Raw genomic sequence first — 17,791 nt, forward strand, 5'->3', positions numbered from 1 at the left:
TCAAAATGTCATGGTCCGGCGCGACGCCATGATTTTCCGCAGCACCGCGCAATCGATATCGGGCGGAACCGGGTGCTCGCCGGTGACCATCGGCAGGAAATCGGTGTCGGAAATTTCGAGAAGCCTCTCATATTGGTCGATTTCATCGCCGGTCAAGGCGCCGATCTCGGCGTCGGCGAAGGAGCCGAGGATCAGGTCCATCTCGCGCATGCCGCGATGCCAGGAGCGGAACAGGAGCTTGCGGCGCCGGGCATCCAACCCCTCGCTTGATCGCTGTGTTCCGGTCATGGCACGCTATCCCTGTTCGAAGCGGCGCATATAGCGTGGATAGAGACCGGTGTCAGCCTTGCGCTGCCGCCGTCGCGACATAAGCTGACACGATGCGTCCCACCATCCTCGATCCGTTGTTCGTCCCGATCACTTCGCTCGCCGGCGTCGGCCCGAAGGTCGGCTTGCTGATCGAGCGTGTCGTGCCGGCCGATCTCGGCGATCGCGCCGCGCGCGCCGCCGATCTTCTGTTCTTGCTGCCCAACAGCGTGATCGACCGCCGCAACCGGCCCGGCATCGCGCTGTCGGCCGAGGGCCAGATCGTCACGCTGGAAGTGAGGGTGGATCGCCACCAGCCGCCCCCGCGCGGGAACAGGTCGGTGCCGTACCGCGTCTACGCCCATGACGACACCGGCGAGGTCGCGCTGACCTTCTTCCATGCCCATGCCGCCTATCTGCAGAAGATGCTCCCCGAAGGAGAGCGTGTGGTGATCTCCGGCCGTATGGAGTGGTTCAACGGCCGCCCGACCATGGTCCATCCGGACCATATCGCGCCAATCGACGAGGCCGAGGGCCTGCCGCTGGTCGAACCGGTCTACCCGCTGACCGCCGGCCTGTCTGCCAAGGTGCTGCGCCGCGCCATCGGCCAGGCGCTGGGCCGCCTGCCGCAACTGCCGGAGTGGCAGGATGACGCCTTCATGCGCCGCCATACCTTCCCGTCCTTCGGCGACGCGCTCGCCCGCGTCCATCACCCGAAGGACCCGATCGACGTTGCCGTCGAGGGTTCGGCCTGGCGTCGGCTTGCCTATGACGAGCTGCTGGCCGGCCAGGTGTCGCTGGCGCTGGTGCGGGCCAGAATCCGCCGCCTCTCGGGCCGGCCGCTCATCGGCGACGACCGCATCGTCGAGAAGCTGCGCGCCGCCCTGCCCTACAGACTGACCCCCAGCCAGGAATTCGCGCTCGGCGAGATCAACGCCGACCTTGCCGATCCCGAACGCATGCTGCGCCTGCTGCAAGGCGATGTCGGCTCCGGCAAGACGGTGGTGGCGCTGCTCGCCATGGCGCGCGCCGTCGAGGCCGGCGGCCAGGCGGCGCTGATGGCGCCGACCGAAATCCTGGCGCGCCAGCACCTGGCGACCATCTCGCCACTGGCCGAGAAAGTCGGCTTGCGCCTCGCCATCCTCACGGGGCGCGAGAAGGGCCGCGAGCGCACCGAGACGCTTGCAGGCCTTGCCAACGGCACGATCGACATCGTCGTCGGCACGCATGCGCTGTTCCAGGAAACGGTGACATTCCACGACCTGGCGCTGGCAGTCATCGACGAGCAGCATCGGTTCGGCGTCCACCAGCGCCTGGCCATCACCGCCAAGGGCGATGCGCCCGACATGCTGGTGATGACGGCAACACCCATCCCGCGCACGCTTGTGCTGACCGCCTTCGGCGACATGGATGTCTCGAAGCTCACCGAGAAACCCGCCGGGCGCCAGCCGATCCGCACCGTGACCCTGCCGATGGAGCGGCTGGACGAATTGGTCGGCCGCATGCGTGATGCGGTTGCGGAGGGGCAAAAAATCTACTGGATCTGCCCGCTGGTGGAGGAATCCGAAGAGATCAAGCTGATCTCGGCGGAGGACCGCTTTGCCTCGCTGAAACCGCTCTTCGGCGACCGGATAGGCCTTGTGCATGGCCGCATGAAGGGCGCGGAGAAAGACGAGGCGATGCGCGCCTTCAAGGACGGTGAGACACGCATCCTGATCGCCACCACCGTCATCGAGGTCGGCGTCGACGTGCCTGATGCGACCATCATGGTGATCGAGCATGCCGAGCGCTTCGGCCTTGCGCAGTTGCACCAGTTGCGCGGCCGCGTCGGGCGCGGCGACAAGCCCTCCTCCTGCGTGCTGCTTTACAAAGAGCCGCTCGGAGAGACCGCGAAGCGCCGGCTTTCGGTGATGCGCGAGACCGAGGACGGCTTCCGCATTGCCGAGGAAGACCTGAAACTGCGCGGCGAAGGCGAATTGCTCGGCACCCGCCAGTCCGGCACGCCCGGCTTCCAGGTCGCGCGGATCGAATTCCATGCCGACCTCCTGGAAGCGGCACGCGACGACGCGCGGCTGATCCTGTCGCGCGACCCGGAACTGCAGTCCCAACGCGGCGAGGCGCTGCGCTTGTTGCTTTACCTGTTTGGCCGCGACGAGGCGGTACGGCTGCTGCGCGCCGGCTGAGCGCCAAGCGGCGGGTTGGCGAGACCACCTTCGACGGGTTCGCCATTCAGCGTCACCAGCTTGGCCTTGACTTCAGGCGCCACCATGCCTGCCGAGACGATGAGCTTGGCGCCGTCCTCGATCGACATGTCGAGCAGCACGATCTCGGATTTGTGCACATACATCAGGAATCCGGTGGTCGGGTTCGGCGTGCACGGCATGAACACCGCAATCAGCGGATCGCCTTCCTGGTCGAGCTTCTGGTTGATCTCGGTTTCCTTCTCGCTGGCGACGAAGACCAGCGACCAGACTCCCTTGCGCGGATATTCGACCAGCCCGACTTGGCGGAACATGTCGCCCTTGTTCGACAGCACCGTCTCGAAAATCTGCTTCAGCGAGCCATAGATGCCGCGCACCAGCGGCATGCGACCCAGCAGCCGCTCGCCGAAATTGACGATGGCGCGGCCGACGATGTTGGCGGTCAGGAAACCAATCAGCGTGATCAGCACCAGCGCCACGATCAGCCCGAAGCCCGGAACCGGGAACGGCAGATAGGTGTCGGGATTGTAGCGGGCCGGGATGTAGGGCTTCACCCAGGAATCGACCCAGCCGATCAGCGACCAGGCGATATAGGCGGTGATCGCCAGCGGCGCGCAGACAACGAAGCCGGTCAGGAAATAATTCCTCAGCCGGGTCATGCCAGAAGTCTTCAGGGCGTCGGACATAGGGCTCACCGCGGCGCATGTTGCAGCGCGAGATTAATGAACCGCGAGGCGGTTTGGAACTGCGAAGTTTTTAAAGAGCGCGCTTATGCAGCTGCATCCAAAGGCACGATCTTCTCGAGTTCCGACGCTATTTTCCTCGCTTCGGTCTCCAACTCGTAAGCCTTCTGGAAATTCATCCAGAACTCAGGCGTGGTGTTGAAGAACCTGGCGAGACGAAGCGCAGTATCCGGGGTAAGACCAACCTCTTCCTTGACGATGCGCTCGATCCGCGTGCGCGGGAGGTTCAGCTTCTTCGCCAGCGCGCCGGCGCTCATGCCGAGCGGCACCAGATATTCCTCGCGCAGGAATTCTCCGGGATGAACAGGGCGTGCAAACTTGAGCATAGCTCAGTATCCTCAAAGGGTTAGGGCGAGTGCCCTTCTCCAGACATGTATCATGCAATGATACAAAGAAACCAGAGCTGTCCGTGTTCCAAACGGAAGCTGCTTCCGTTCACGATTAGCCGAAACCTTCTTTTCCTTCGTCATCCACGGGCGAAGCAAGGAGCGAAGCGACGCGCGCAGACCCGAGGATCCATTCCGTGACGTTAGCCGGAGGGTGCAAGCCATCAGAATAGGCATCTGATCATCCAACCGTTATTCTTCGTGCATGACAGGCTATGTCTACATGACTGCGAGCAAGAAGCGCGGGACCATCTACACCGGTGTCACAAACGACCTCAGCCGTAGGATGCCGGAGCACAGGTCCGGCGGAGGCTCGCGCTTTACCGGGCGTTACGGCGTGCAGCGTCTGGTCTGGTACGAGGAATATTTCGACATCCGCGACGCGATCCAGCGCGAAAAATCGCTGAAACGCTGGCCGCGCCAATGGAAAATCGAACTGATCGAGAAGACCAATCCGGAGTGGTTCGAGCTCTTCCGTGGCATCGGGTGGTAGCGCCAAATTCTGGACGGCTTGATCCGCTCAAACGTCACGGAATGGATCCTCGGGTCTGCGCAGAGCTTCGCTCCTGCTCCGCCCGTGGATGACGAAAGACGGCCGCTGGCGATCGCACTTCGAAGTGCTGTCACCAACCGACGAACCCATAACGCAATCCACGACCTGCCGGTAGTGGCGACAGCTACTCCACCGTCACCGATTTCGCCAGATTGCGCGGCTGGTCGACGTCGGTGCCCATGAACACCGCGGTGAAATAGGCGAGCATCTGAATCGGCAGCGCGTAGATGATCGGCGCGATGATCTCCGGCACCTCTGGCAGGATGATCGTCTCCATCGTCTTGATGCCGGCCTGCGCCGCTCCCCTGGCGTCGGTGATCAGGATGATCTTGCCGCCGCGCGCCGCCACTTCCTGCATGTTCGAGACCGTCTTTTCGAAGATGCGGTCATGCGGGGCGATCACGATCACCGGCATGTTCTCGTCGATCAGCGCGATCGGCCCGTGCTTCAGCTCGCCGCCGGCATAGCCCTCGGCGTGGATATAGGAGATCTCCTTGAGCTTCAGCGCCCCTTCCATGGCCAGCGGGAAATTGGTGTCACGGCCGAGATAGAGCACATCCTTGTAGCGCGACAGCTCGCGCGAGATGCGCTCGATCTGCTCGTCGAGCTTCAGCACCTGAGTGGCGAAACGGGGCGCTTCCGAAAGCTCGCGCACCAGCTGCTTTTCCTGATCTGGCGAGATCGTGCCGCGCGCCACGCCCGCGCGCACCGCAAGCGCAGCCAGCACCGAAAGCTGGCAGGTGAACGCCTTGGTTGAGGCAACGCCGATCTCCGGGCCGGCAAGGGTCGGCAGCACGACGTCGGATTCGCGCGCCATGGTCGATTCGCGCACATTGACGACCGCGCCGATCTTCATGCCGGCCTGGCGGCAATAGCGCAGCGAGGCAAGCGTGTCGGCGGTCTCGCCCGACTGCGAGATGAAGAAGGCCGCGTCATTGGCCGAAAGCGGCATTTCACGGTAGCGGAACTCCGAGGCGACATCGATATCGACAGGGAGACGCGCGTAGCGCTCGAACCAGTATTTCGAGATCAGCCCGGCGAGATAGGCGGTACCGCAGGCCGACAGCGCCAGCCGGCCGATCCTGGCGAAGTCGAACGGCAGGTCGAGCGGCTTCGACTTGCCGGAAACGAAATCGACGTAATGCGCCAGCGTGTGCGAGATCACCTCCGGCTGCTCATGGATTTCCTTTTCCATGAAATGCCGGCGGTTGCCCTTGTCGACCATGAAGCTGGTCGACAGCGACTGCTGGCGCTTGCGGTCGACCTTGTTGCCGTCGATGTCGTAGATGGTCACGCCTTCGCGGCGCACCACTGCCCAGTCGCCGTCCTCGAGATAGGTGATCGAGTTGGTGAAAGGCGCCAGCGCGATCGCGTCCGAGCCCAAAAACATCTCGCCATCGCCATGGCCGACGGCCAGAGGCGGACCGTTGCGGGCACCGACGATCAAGTCCTCGTCGCCTTTGAACATGATCGCCAGCGCGAACGCGCCGGACAGCCGCTTCAGCGCCGCATGCGCGGCCTCCACCGGCTTCAGCCTCCTCGCGAGCTCGCGCGCCACCAGATGCGCCACGACCTCGGTATCGGTCTGCGAAGCGAATTTGTAGCCGTCGCGGGTGAGCTCGTCGCGCAATTCGGCGAAATTCTCGATGATGCCGTTGTGGACGATGGCCACACCGTTGGAAAAATGCGGATGCGCGTTGGTCTCATTGGGCACGCCATGCGTCGCCCAGCGCGTGTGGCCGATGCCGATCGTCCCGTCGAGCGGCTCGTCCTTCAGGCGGCGTTCGAGGTTGATGAGCTTGCCTTCGGCGCGGCGGCGTCCGAGCTCACCCTTCTCGATGGTGGCGACACCGGCCGAGTCGTAGCCGCGATATTCAAGCCGCTTCAGCGCATCGACGATGAGCGGCGCGACCTGCGAATGGCCGACGATTCCAACGATACCGCACATGGCGCTCACCCCCGATCCCAGCGGACAACCCGGCGCTATCTAGGGGTTGCCAGCTTGCCGCGAAAGTCACTTTGCGTTTCGTTCCGTGTTAACCGGAACGGTCTTTTGCTCCATGCACTATGACATGCCGCGCTTGCAATCCGGTTACCTGAACCGCTCGTGTTTTCAAGGCCCTGGTTTCCACTCGCTCATATCTGATCGAGTTGCGGTTGCTTTCCCGAAGGAAGCGCGGAAGATCATTCCGCCGCCGCCTTCTTCCTTGCCGCTGCGGCCGAGGCGAAGCGCTCGCGCAATTCCTTGCCCTTGCCGGGGATCGTCTTCTGACGGGCGCGGCCGAAGGCCAGCGCGTCGTCCGGCACGCTCTCGGTGATCACGCTGCCCGAGGCGATATAGCCGCCCTTGCCGATCGAGACCGGCGCCACCAGCGAGGAATTCGAGCCGACAAAGGCGCCCTCGCCGATATCGGTGAAGAATTTCGAGTAGCCGTCATAGTTGCAGGTGATGGTGCCGGCGCCGATATTGGCCCCGGCCCCGACGCGCGCGTCGCCGATATAGGTCAGGTGGTTGACCTTGGCGCCTTCTTCCACTGTCGACTGCTTGACTTCGCAGAAATTGCCCACCTTGGCCTTTTTCCTGAGGTCGGCACCAGGCCGCAGCCGCGCGAACGGCCCGACCTCGCAATTCTCCGCGATGGCAGCGCCCGTCATATGGCTAAAAGCATGGATCGTGGCGCCGGTGGAAATCTTGACGCCCAGGCCAAACCACACATTCGGCTCGACGATCGTGTCGGCGCCGATCTCGGTGTCGTGCGAGAAATAAACGGTTTCGGGCGCGATCAGCGTAACGCCGGACAGCATTGCCTCGCGCCGCCGGCGCGCCTGCCAGATCGCTTCCGCCTCGGCAAGCTCGGCCCGGTTGTTGATGCCGAGCGCGCTCTCGAAACTCGCCTCCGTGGCCACCACGTCGAGCCCCTCCGCGCCGGCGATTTGGACGATGTCGGTCAGGTAGAACTCGCCCTTGGCGTTGTCGTTGCCGACTTTGTCCAGCAGCCGCAACGCATGCTTGCCCGCCACCGCCATCATACCGGCATTGCAGAAGCCGATTTTCTTCTCCTCCTCCGAGCAGTCCTTTTCCTCGCGGATGGCGACCAAGTGGCCATCTTTCTCGATCAGCCGGCCATAGCCGGCCGGGCTTGGCGGCCGAAAGCCGATGACAGCCACCGCGGCGCCCTCGGCGAGCTTCCGCCGCGCCGCAGTCAGCGCTTGCGCATCGATCAGAGGCGTATCGCCGAACATGACGAGGATGTCGTCATAACCCTTTGATATCGCTTCGCGGGCGGCAAGAACGGCATGCGCTGTGCCGAGCCGCTTCTCCTGCACGAAAGTCTCCGCCTTCGGCGCGAATTTCTCCGCCGCCTTGCGCATCTCGTCGGCGCCGTGGCCGATCACCAGCGCCAGACCGGTAGTCCCAGCCGCCTCGGCGGCCTTCACGACATGCGCGACCATCGGCAGGCCGGCAATGGCATGCAGCACCTTCGGCATGGCGCTTTTCATGCGCGTGCCCTCGCCGGCGGCGAGGATGACGGACAGGCAGGATCTCTGGCTCATGGATGGGCAACCGTATGAAAGGGCTTGAATCAATGCATGTTAGCAGCCGAGTGATGCTGCACCAATGCGGTTAAATTCCGGTGAGACGGCGGAGCGAAGCCTCCAGGCGCGGATGTCCGGTTCCAGATACAAAAGCACCGCCGCGGTGGCGTCAGCCGGTTACATAGGTCAGGAAATATCCCCGGCCTGCTGGGAGTGCTGTGTCAGCATCGGCGGAGGCTGCGCGAGCGTGTCGTCGGCTCTCTGTTGGCGGGGGCGACTCGAACGCTCAACGCCTCGAAAGCGGGATAGCGAATTCTCGTGAAGGCAAGGTCAAGCTGCGTTTCCGTTCCATATCGGCGGAGACTGGGAGAGATGGATACCATGCGCGTGGCGCGTCTGGAAGTTGGCAGGACATGGACGCGGGGCGGCCCGCGTGCAGGCGTATGGCCGAGCACACAGCGCCACCTCGCAGCGATCCTGGCTTGCGACGTGGTCGGCTACTCGCGCCTGATGGAGCGCGACGAGCGTGGCACGCTCGAGCGGCTCAAGACCTACCGCAAGGATCTCCTCGAACCGCTGATCTCCGAGCACCACGGTCGGATCGTCAAGCTCACCGGCGACGGTATGCTGTGCGAGTTCGCGAGCGTCGTTAACGCGGTGACCTCGGCGATGGCGATCCAGCAGGCCTTGGCGGAGCACGAGTCCGAGACGCCCGAAGAAGAGCGGATTCGCTTCCGCATCGGCGTCAATCTCGGGGACGTGGTCTGCGAGGAGGACGGTGACATCTACGGCGACGGGGTCAATATCGCCGCCCGCCTCGAAAGCGTCGCCGATCCAGGCACCGTGGTCGTCTCGGGTACCGCCTACGACCACCTTCAGGGCAAGCTCGACTGCGGCTTCACGCCGCTTGGCGACCTGCGTCTCAAGAACATCGAGCGGCCCGTGCGCGCTTACCGCGTCGAGGCCGACGCAAGCGCTGCACCGCCTCCCCTGCCCGAGAAACCCTCGATCGCGGTTCTGCCCTTCACCAACATGAGCGGCGACCCCGACCAGGAATACTTCGCCGACGGCCTGGTGGAAGACATCATCACGGGATTGAGCCGGGTGGACTCCTTCTTCGTGATCGCCCGAAACTCGTCCTTCACCTACAAGGGCCGGGCGGTGGACCTGCGCCAGGTCGGGCGCGAGCTGGGCGTCCGCTACGTGCTTGAAGGCAGCATCCGCCGAGCAGGTTCGCGGGTTCGCATCAGTGGGCAGTTGGTGGACGCGATCAGCGGGCACCATGTCTGGGCCGACCGCTTCGAGGGCGATATGTGCGACATCTTCGACCTGCAGGACAAGGTGACCGAGAGCGTCGTCGGCGCTGTCGAGCCGAGCATCCGGCTGGAGGAAATCAAGCAGGCGCGCATGAAGCCGACCGACTACATGAGCGCCTACGACCTCTACCTTCGCGCGCTGCCGCGCTTCTACAGCATGACCCGCGAAGGCTTTGCCGACGTGCGTCGGCTCACCAACGAGGCGCTCAGCATTGACCCTGGCTTCAACTTGGCGAAGGCACTCGGCGCCTATATCCGCAGCATCTCCGTGAGCCAGTGCTGGCACGAGCCCGACGATACCAGAGTCGCCACGCGCATGGCGCGCGAGGTACTGGCGGAAGCGCGCGACGACCCCACGAGCCTGCGCTTCGCCGCGCAGGTGATTGCCTACAGCGCGAAGGACTACGAGATGGCGCTGGCCACTATCGAACGATCCCTGCGGCTCAATCCCAATTCGGCGCAGGGCCATACGAGCTGCGGCTGGGTCAACGCACATTCCGGCCGCCCGCTCGTCGCAATCGAGCATTTTCATAGGGCAATGCGGCTGAGCCCGGTCGATCCCGAGAAGGGCATCGCGCTCTCGGGCATCGGCATGAGCTACCTGATGCTCGAGCGCTACGAGGAAGCGCTGGCATGGGGTGAACGCGCGCTGCACGAGATGCCGAACTACGGCTCCTCGCACCGGGTGGTGATCATGGCGCTGGTCAAACTCAATCGGTTGTATGAGGCGCGGGCGGCGGCGCAGCGGCTGATGGAGGCGTTCCCGACCTACACGCTCACCCTGCAAAGACAGATCAACCCATGGCAGGACAAGGTGTTCGGCGAGCGTTACGTCGAGGCCTTGGGCGTCGCCGGCGTGCCGGAGTGATCGTCGCGCACAAAATGGCAGCGGCTACCCCAGCCGTCCCAGCACCGGAAAGTTCTCAAGCAGCCAGTAGGACGCGCTCTGCACGCCGCCCGTGAGGAAAAACACGCCGGCAACGACCAGCAGCGCGCCGATGCCCTTCTCGACGCGGCCGAGATGGACGCGGAATTTGCCGAGGAAGCGCATAAAGGCGCCGGAAAACAGCGCTGCGATCAGAAACGGGATGCCGAGCCCGAGCGAATAGGCGGCGAGCAGCAGCGCGCCCTCGCCCACCGTTTCGCGCCCGCCGGCCAAAGTCAGGATCGGCCCCAGCACCGGGCCGATGCAGGGCGTCCAGCCGAAGGCGAAGGCGAGGCCCATGACATAGGCGGCGACCATGTTTGCGGGCTTGCCCTGCGACTGGAAGCGCGCCTCGCGCGACAGCAGCGGAATGCGCAGGATGCCCAGAAAATTCAGTCCCATGATGATGATGAGCGCGCCTGCCGCCATCGCCAGCGGTTCCTGCCAGACCCGCAGCAGCCTGCCGATGGTCGAGGCGCCGGCGCCGAGCGCGACGAACACCGTGGAGAAGCCGAGCACGAAGGCGAGCGAGGCATAGAGCAGCGCGCCGCGCGTGCCTTCCCGCGCCGTCACGCTGTGATTGCCACGGAAATCGTCGACCGACACGCCGGCCATGTAACAGAGATAGGGCGGCACCAGCGGCAGCACGCAAGGCGACAGGAACGAGATCGCCCCCGCCCCGACCGCGCTGACATAGCCGATGTCCAGTGCCATCCCATGAGTCCCGGTTGTGCTGGCGTCGATATAGCGATGCGAGCGTGCGCCTGCCAATCACCATTATGTGGCACGTCGCCGCTTCGCCAAAGGAAGAAACGGGCTCCACAACGCGTTGACCGAATGAGCGCGCGACTGCCGCGCGCTTGTTCAGGGAGATTTATCATGAAAATGATCGCAATCGGGTTTGCCGCCCTTCTGCTCGGCACCGCCGCGTCCCAGGCCGCCGAGGCCTGGAAGGAAGCCGAAGTGGGCGGCACCAAGATCTACACCGACGCCAAGGGCATGACCCTCTACACTTTCGACAAGGACGAGAAGGGCAAGTCCAACTGCTATGATAAATGCGCCGCCAACTGGCCGCCGCTGAAAGCCAAGGCGAGCGCGACGACCGAAGGCGAATGGTCTGTCGTCAAGCGCACCGACGGCACCCATATGTGGGCCTATGACGGCAAGCCGGTCTACACCTTCATCAAGGACAAGAAGGCCGGCGACATGACTGGCGAAGGCGTCGCCGGAGCCTGGCACGTCGTCAAGGCAGATTGAGCTCGCCTCGGTGGGCGATCCGGCTGCCGGGTTCGTTGATCCGGCAGCCAGTCATCTTTCCGCCGGTCGTCGCCGGTTCGGGGCGCGCACGCCTCCATCGCCAAAAAAGTGATCTTTGCCATACACTCTAAGAGTGTATCGTCGGCGGCCGCTTCCCAAATTGGCCGCTTCCCCTTGACCGATTGCAAAAGCACGGCCATGTGAGCGACGAAAAGAGTGGGATTTCGTCGTGCGTCGCGGAGTTCTTCCGCCACCTCACAGCTGATTAAAGAGACCTCATGGACGTCGTCGTCGTCGAATCGCCGGCCAAGGCGAAGACAATCAACAAATATCTGGGCAAGAACTATAAGGTTCTGGCCTCGTTCGGCCATGTCCGCGATCTGCCGGCCAAGGACGGCTCGGTGCGCCCGGACGAGGACTTTGCCATGTCCTGGTCGGTCGACACCGCGTCCGGCAAGCGCCTCGCCGACATCGCCAAGGCGGTCAAGGACGCTGACGGCCTGATCCTCGCCACCGACCCGGATCGCGAGGGTGAGGCGATTTCATGGCATGTGCTGGAAGTCCTGAAGCAGAAGCGCGCGCTGAAGGACAAGCCGGTCAGCCGCGTCGTCTTCAACGCCATCACCAAGGCCTCGGTGCTCGATGCGATGGCCAATCCGCGCCAGATCGACGCGCCGCTGGTCGACGCCTACCTCGCCCGCAGGGCGCTCGACTATCTCGTCGGCTTCACGCTGTCGCCGGTGCTGTGGCGCAAGCTGCCGGGCGCCCGTTCCGCCGGCCGCGTGCAGTCGGTGGCGCTGCGCCTGGTCTGCGACCGCGAATCCGAGATCGAGCGCTTCATCCGCGAGGAATACTGGCAGATCGCCGCCATCCTCAAAACGCCGCGCAACGACAGTTTCGAGGCGCGGCTGACCGCCTTTGCGGGCAAGAAGCTGCAAAAGCTCGACATCGCCAACAAGGCGCAGGCCGACGACATCAAGGCGATGCTGGAAGGCGCGACCTTCAAGGCATTGTCGGTCGAGGCCAAGCCCACCAAGCGCAATCCGGGCCCGCCCTTCACCACCTCGACGCTGCAGCAGGCCGCCTCATCCGGGCTTGGCTTCTCCGCGACGCGCACCATGCAGGTGGCGCAAAAACTCTATGAAGGCATGGATATCGGCGGCGAGACCGCCGGCCTCATCACCTATATGCGAACTGACGGCGTGCAGATGGCGCCGGAGGCGATCGAGGCCGCCCGCAACGCCATCGTCAGCGAATTCGGCGCGAAATACCTGCCGGAGAAGCCGCGTTTCTACACCACCAAGGCTAAGAACGCCCAGGAAGCCCACGAGGCGATCCGCCCGACCGATTTCCGGCGCACGCCGGCTTCCGTCCGGCAATATCTGGATGCCGACCAGGCTCGCCTCTACGAGCTGATCTGGAAGCGCGCCATCGCCAGCCAGATGCAGCCGGCCGAGATCGAGCGCACCACGGTCGAGATCGAGGCCGTCAACGGCGCCCGCACGGCGGAGCTGCGCGCGATCGGCTCGGTCGTCCGCTTCGACGGCTTCATCGCCGCCTATACCGACCAGAAGGACGAGGACGCGGAGGACGAGGAGAGCCGCCGCCTGCCCGAGATCCGTTCCGGCGAGCAGCTTGCCCGCCAGGCGATCAACGCCACCCAGCACACCACCGAACCGCCGCCGCGCTATTCCGAAGCGTCGCTGATCAAGAAGCTGGAGGAGCTCGGCATCGGCCGGCCATCGACCTACACCGCGATCCTGAAGACGCTCGAGGACCGCGATTACGTCACCATCGACCGGCGCAAGCTGGTGCCGCAGGCCAAGGGCCGGCTGCTCTCGGCCTTCCTCGAAAGCTTCTTCGAGCGTTACGTCGAATATGACTTCACCGCCTCGCTCGAAGAGAAGCTCGACGAGATTTCCGACGGCAAGCTCGCCTGGAAGGACGTTCTGCGCGACTTCTGGAAGGATTTCTCCGGCGCCGTCGACGACATCAAGGAATTGCGCGTCACCGACGTGCTCGATGCGCTCAACGAAGAACTCGCGCCGCTTGTCTTCCCTGAGCGCGAGGACGGCTCCAACCCGCGCATCTGCCCGAAATGCGGCACCGGGAACCTCTCGCTGAAGCTCGGCAAGTTCGGCGCCTTCGTCGGCTGCTCGAACTATCCGGAATGCTCCTACACCCGCCAGCTCGGCGACGCCGCCAACCCCAATGGCGAGAACGGCAATGGCGAGGACGGCGTCAAGCTGCTCGGCAAGGATCCGTACACGGCCGAGGAGATCACGCTGAGGAGCGGCCGTTTCGGCCCCTATATCCAGCGCGGCGATGGCAAGGAGGCCAAGCGTTCGAGCCTGCCCAAGGGCTGGACGCCCGAGTCGATCGACCATGAGAAGGCGCTGGCGCTGCTGGCGCTGCCGCGCGATGTCGGAAAACATCCCGAAACCGGCAAGATGATCTCGGCCGGTCTCGGACGCTATGGCCCGTTCGTTCTGCATGACGGCACCTATGCCAATCTGGAGAGCATCGAGGACGTGTTCTCGATCGGCCTGAACCGCGCCGTGTCGGTGATCGCCGAGAAGCAGCAGAAGGGCAAGGGCGGCCGCAACGGCGCCACGCCGGCGGCGCTGAAAGAGCTTGGCGACCATCCCGACGGCAGCGGCAAGATCACGGTACGCGACGGTCGCTACGGGCCCTATGTCAATTACGGCAAGGTCAATGCGACGCTGCCCAAGGGCAAGGACCCGCAATCGGTAACGATGGAAGAAGCGCTCGCTTTAATCGCAGAAAAGGAAGCCAAGGGCGGAGGCGGCAAAAAGCCCTTCCGCAGGGCGACGAAGAAGGGGTAGCAGGACGTGGCGCGCAGGATCTCCGGAAGAAGCCACGGCGATCCGCGCCACGCCGACACGAGGGCCAAGGTCAAGGACGACTATCGGCCCTCGCGCGACGAGATCCTGCGCTACATCGCCGAAAATCCCGACCGCTCCGGCAAGCGCGAGATCGCCAAGGCGTTTGCGCTGCGCGGCGAGGATCGCGTCTGGCTGAAAGACATGCTGCGCGATCTCCAGGATGAAGGTCTGCTCAACAAGGAGCGCAAGCGCCTGACCCGCGCCGGCGCAGTGCCTCACGTCGCCGTGCTCGACATTTTCGGCCGCGACGACGACGGCGTGCTCCTTGCCAATCCGAGCGAATATACCGGCGCCGGTTCACCGCCCGTCATTGCCATCCGCATTTCGCGCGGTGCCGGCGGGCCGGCGCCCGGCATCGGCGACCGCGTGCTTGCGAAAACCTTCCCGACCGACGATCCGTCAGGCCCTGCCTATACCGGCCGGGTGATGAAGATCTTCGAGAAGCGCAGCGACGCGGTGCTCGGCGTCTTCCGCGTGCTGAAGGACGGCACGTTCCGCATCGAGCCCGTCGAACGCCGCCAGCCGGAGCTGATCGTCGACAAGGAATTCCAGAATGGCGCCCGCAACGGCGATCTCGTCGAGGTCGAGCCGGCGCGGGCATCCCGTTACGGGCTGCCCAGGGCAAAAGTGCTGGCGGTGCTGGGATCCTTGAGCAGCGAGAAGGCGGTCTCGATGATCGCCATCCACGCCCATGACATTCCCCATGTCTTTCCGGCGGACGTGATTGCCGAGGCCGAGGCGGTGAAGCCGGCCACGCTCGATCACCGCGAGGATTGGCGCGACCTGCCGTTGGTGACCATCGATCCGGCCGACGCCAAGGACCATGACGACGCCGTCTTCGCCACGCCCGACACGGACGAGAAGAACCCGGGCGGCGTCGTCGTCACCGTGGCGATCGCCGATGTCGCGGCCTATGTGCGTTATGGAAAGCCGCTCGACCGCGAAGCCCTGAAGCGCGGCAATTCGGTCTATTTCCCGGACCGGGTCGTGCCGATGCTGCCCGAACGCATCTCGAACGATCTGTGCTCACTGCGCGAAGGCGAGGACCGGCCGGCGATCGCCGTGCGCATCACCTTCTCCTCGGAAGGCCGCAAGCTGCGCCATTCCTTCCACCGTGTGATGATGAAGTCGGCGGCCAAGCTCGCCTACCCGCAGGCGCAGGCCGCTATAGACGGCGTGCCCGACGACAAGACCCGGCCGCTCCTCGACAGCGTCCTGAAGCCGCTCTGGGACGCCTATGCCGTGCTGAAGCGCGGCCGCGACGCCCGCCAGCCGCTGGAGCTCGACCTGCCGGAACGCAAGATCCTGCTGAAGCCGGACGGCACCGTCGACCGGGTCGTGGTGCCGGAGCGTCTCGACGCGCATAAGCTCATCGAGGAGTTCATGATCCAGGCCAATGTCGCGGCCGCCGAGACCCTCGAGGGCAAGAAAGAGCCCCTCGTCTACCGCATCCACGACGCGCCGTCGCTCGCCAAGCAGGAATCGCTGCGTGAGTTCCTGCAAACGCTCAGCCTGTCCCTGGCGCGCGGCGCGCAGATGCGGCCAAGCCAGTTCAACGGCATTCTGGAACGGGTGCGCGGCGCCGACAACGAGGCGTTGGTCAACGAAGTGGTGCTGCGCTCGCAGAGCCAGGCCGAGTATTCGCCGAAGAACATCGGTCATTTCGGCCTCAACCTCCGTCGCTATGCGCATTTCACCTCGCCGATCCGCCGCTATGCCGATCTGATCGTCCACCGGGGGCTGATCTCGGCGCTTGGACTTGGGCCTGGCGGGTTGACGCAGCAGGAGGCGGACCGGCTGGAAGAGGTCGCCGCGCTGATCTCGGCCACGGAACGCCGCGCCATGGCCGCCGAGCGCGATACGGTCGACCGGCTGATCGCCGCCTATCTCGCGGAGCGCGTCAACGACACGTTCGACGCGCGCATCTCCGGCGTCACCAAGGCGGGGCTGTTTGTCCAATTGCCGCAGTATGGCGCCGACGGCTTTATTCCGGTGTCAACTCTGGGCGGCGACTACTATATCTACGACGAAACCGCCCGATCGCTGTTCGGCGAACGCACCGGCAAAGGCTATCAGCTTGCCGACCGCGTCGAAGTCCGGCTGGTCGAAGTCGCGCCGATGGCCGGCGCGATGCGTTTCGAGATGCTGACCGACCCGAAGCCCCTGCCCGGCTCGAGGCGGTCGTTCCACAAGACCAAGGGCCGCGCCCGCGCGTCGCAACCGCGCGTCGGTCCGCGCGGCAGGAGAAGATGATGCCAGGCGATTCGCATGTGGAAGAACAGGTTTTCGGTGGCGAGCATCACTCTGGCCGTGTCGCCCGTCCGCTGTGGACGGCGATCAAGCGCGGCCGTCTCGGCCGTTGCCCGCGTTGCGGCGAAGGCAAGCTGTTTTACGCCTTCACCAAGACCGTCAACACGTGCAGCGTCTGTGGCGAGGAGATCCATCACCATCGCGCGGACGACCTGCCTGCCTATCTGGTCATCGTCATTGTCGGCCACATCGTGGTTGGCTCCTTCATGGCAGTGGAGGCGACCACCACACTGTCAAACTTACAGCACGCGCTGATCTGGGTGCCGCTGACCATCATTCTCGCGCTCGCACTTTTGCAACCGGTCAAGGGCGCCGTCATCGGCCTGCAATGGGCGCTTTATATGCACGGCTTCGGCGACGAGAAGGATGAATTCGAGAGCCATTCGTAAGCCAGGTGGCACCGCTGTCCGCCCTGGTTCAAAGGCCGCGACGCGCAAGCCACTTTCACATCAGGGAAGTTTCCGCTAGGTCGGGCGCATGGAAGGAATGACCAAGGCGGATGTCGACAAGCTCGATAAGGGCCTGGCCGTGCGCAGCGGCCGCGCGTTGCGTCCGCGTGATGCCGCGACCCTTATTCTGCTTGATCGCCATGGCAAGGATGTCCTGGTGCTGATGGGCAGGCGACACGCCAGGCATGCCTTCATGCCCGGAAAATTCGTCTTCCCCGGCGGCCGCACCGATCCCGCGGACAGCCGCATTGCCGTCGGCTCCCCTTTGCGCGGCGAAGAAGAGAAAAAGCTGGCCGCCGGCCCCGGCCGCGCCAGTCCGGCGCGGGCGCGGGCAATCGCCCTGTCGGCGATTCGCGAGACCTATGAGGAAGCCGGCCTGCTGATCGGCTGCAAGGGCGCCTTCTCGACCACGAAGCGCGACTGGCAGGGTTTCGCCGAACATGGCGTCATCCCGTCGCTGGACGTGCTCCGCTTCATCGCCCGCGCCATCACCCCGCCCAATCGCGTGCGCCGTTTCGACACGCGTTTCTTCAGCGCCTGGCGCCACGACGTTGCCGTCGAATTGCCCGGCGGCGGCCCGACCAACGAGCTGGAGGAACTCGTCTGGCTGCCGCTCGCCGATGCCCGCAAGGCCGATATACCCGACATTACCGGCATGATCCTGGAAGAACTGGAAAGGCGGCTTGCCGACGATCCCTTGCTGCGGCCGGGGGGCGAGGTGCCGTTCTTCCGGCTCGTCCGCAACCGCTTCGTCCGCGAAGTCCTTTAGAAGCAGAGCATTTTGATCTTATGACGGTCGATACCCAACAACAGGGCGACGAACGCGTACATTGGCTGCCGATGGTCGCGGCGATCTCCTCGATCAGCGTCGTCGGCATCGCCATCGGCCTTGGCATGCCGCT

Annotated in this window: 14 protein-coding genes; 8 read left to right on the top strand and 6 right to left on the bottom strand. The window is 64.4% G+C overall.

The window, feature by feature from the left end; genetic code table 11:
- On the bottom strand, window positions 1–288 hold the full coding sequence (locus E5X34_RS03180; protein ID WP_127306816.1) for a succinate dehydrogenase assembly factor 2: 288 nt from the start codon (window positions 286–288) through the stop codon (window positions 1–3).
- A 92-nt stretch (window positions 289–380) separates the two neighbouring features.
- Here E5X34_RS03180 and recG point away from each other — a divergent pair, with 92 nt between their 5' ends.
- Window positions 381–2,489: an ATP-dependent DNA helicase RecG gene (recG, locus tag E5X34_RS03185; RefSeq protein WP_292560938.1), complete on the top strand. Its 2,109-nt coding sequence runs from the start codon at window positions 381–383 to the stop codon at window positions 2,487–2,489.
- Here recG and E5X34_RS03190 read toward each other — a convergent pair.
- Complete coding sequence (locus tag E5X34_RS03190; protein WP_095815218.1) at window positions 2,441–3,193, bottom strand: DUF502 domain-containing protein; 753 nt, start codon at window positions 3,191–3,193, stop codon at window positions 2,441–2,443. The genes recG and E5X34_RS03190 overlap by 49 nt on opposite strands.
- Window positions 3,194–3,276: 83 nt before the next feature.
- On the bottom strand, window positions 3,277–3,576 hold the full coding sequence (locus tag E5X34_RS03195) for a HigA family addiction module antitoxin (RefSeq protein ID WP_292560941.1): 300 nt from the start codon (window positions 3,574–3,576) through the stop codon (window positions 3,277–3,279).
- Between the two features lie 265 nt (window positions 3,577–3,841).
- Here E5X34_RS03195 and E5X34_RS03200 point away from each other — a divergent pair, with 265 nt between their 5' ends.
- Window positions 3,842–4,129, top strand: a complete 288-nt coding sequence (locus E5X34_RS03200) for a GIY-YIG nuclease family protein (protein ID WP_127306819.1) — start codon at window positions 3,842–3,844, stop codon at window positions 4,127–4,129.
- 184 nt (window positions 4,130–4,313) lie between these two features.
- Here the strand turns inward: E5X34_RS03200 and glmS are convergent, their stop codons facing one another.
- Together glmS and glmU are read right to left on the bottom strand one after the other, a co-directional pair.
- Window positions 4,314–6,137: a glutamine--fructose-6-phosphate transaminase (isomerizing) gene (gene glmS / locus E5X34_RS03205; RefSeq protein ID WP_292560944.1), complete on the bottom strand. Its 1,824-nt coding sequence runs from the start codon at window positions 6,135–6,137 to the stop codon at window positions 4,314–4,316.
- Between the two features lie 236 nt (window positions 6,138–6,373).
- Window positions 6,374–7,744, bottom strand: a complete 1,371-nt coding sequence (gene glmU, locus E5X34_RS03210; RefSeq protein WP_292560947.1) for a bifunctional UDP-N-acetylglucosamine diphosphorylase/glucosamine-1-phosphate N-acetyltransferase GlmU — start codon at window positions 7,742–7,744, stop codon at window positions 6,374–6,376.
- Window positions 7,745–8,098: 354 nt separating this feature from the next.
- Between glmU and E5X34_RS03215 the strand changes: the two genes are divergently transcribed.
- Window positions 8,099–9,910: an adenylate/guanylate cyclase domain-containing protein gene (locus tag E5X34_RS03215; RefSeq protein WP_292560950.1), complete on the top strand. Its 1,812-nt coding sequence runs from the start codon at window positions 8,099–8,101 to the stop codon at window positions 9,908–9,910.
- Between the two features lie 24 nt (window positions 9,911–9,934).
- Here the strand turns inward: E5X34_RS03215 and E5X34_RS03220 are convergent, their stop codons facing one another.
- Window positions 9,935–10,681 (bottom strand): cytochrome c biogenesis CcdA family protein, encoded by a 747-nt coding sequence (locus E5X34_RS03220; RefSeq protein WP_292560953.1) that lies wholly within the window; start codon window positions 10,679–10,681, stop codon window positions 9,935–9,937.
- A gap of 165 nt (window positions 10,682–10,846) precedes the next feature.
- Between E5X34_RS03220 and E5X34_RS03225 the strand changes: the two genes are divergently transcribed.
- The 5 genes from E5X34_RS03225 to E5X34_RS03245 all read left to right on the top strand — a co-directional run bounded on the left by E5X34_RS03225 (window position 10,847) and on the right by E5X34_RS03245 (window position 17,658).
- Window positions 10,847–11,224 (top strand): hypothetical protein, encoded by a 378-nt coding sequence (locus E5X34_RS03225; protein ID WP_292560956.1) that lies wholly within the window; start codon window positions 10,847–10,849, stop codon window positions 11,222–11,224.
- A gap of 278 nt (window positions 11,225–11,502) precedes the next feature.
- Window positions 11,503–14,070 carry a type I DNA topoisomerase gene (gene topA, locus E5X34_RS03230; RefSeq protein WP_292560959.1) on the top strand — a complete coding sequence of 856 codons (2,568 nt, stop codon included), beginning with the start codon at window positions 11,503–11,505 and terminating at the stop codon, window positions 14,068–14,070.
- Window positions 14,071–14,076: 6 nt separating this feature from the next.
- The gene (gene rnr, locus E5X34_RS03235; RefSeq protein ID WP_292560962.1) at window positions 14,077–16,383 is read left to right on the top strand and encodes a ribonuclease R; all 2,307 of its coding nucleotides are present in this window, start codon (window positions 14,077–14,079) and stop codon (window positions 16,381–16,383) included.
- Complete coding sequence (locus tag E5X34_RS03240; protein ID WP_292560965.1) at window positions 16,383–16,829, top strand: DUF983 domain-containing protein; 447 nt, start codon at window positions 16,383–16,385, stop codon at window positions 16,827–16,829. Before rnr ends, E5X34_RS03240 begins: the two co-directional genes overlap by 1 nt.
- Window positions 16,830–16,917: 88 nt before the next feature.
- Window positions 16,918–17,658 carry an NUDIX domain-containing protein gene (locus tag E5X34_RS03245; RefSeq protein ID WP_292560968.1) on the top strand — a complete coding sequence of 247 codons (741 nt, stop codon included), beginning with the start codon at window positions 16,918–16,920 and terminating at the stop codon, window positions 17,656–17,658.
- Window positions 17,659–17,791: the final 133 nt, after the last annotated feature.

The organism is Mesorhizobium sp., from assembly GCF_004963255.1.
Classification (GTDB): domain Bacteria; phylum Pseudomonadota; class Alphaproteobacteria; order Rhizobiales; family Rhizobiaceae; genus Mesorhizobium.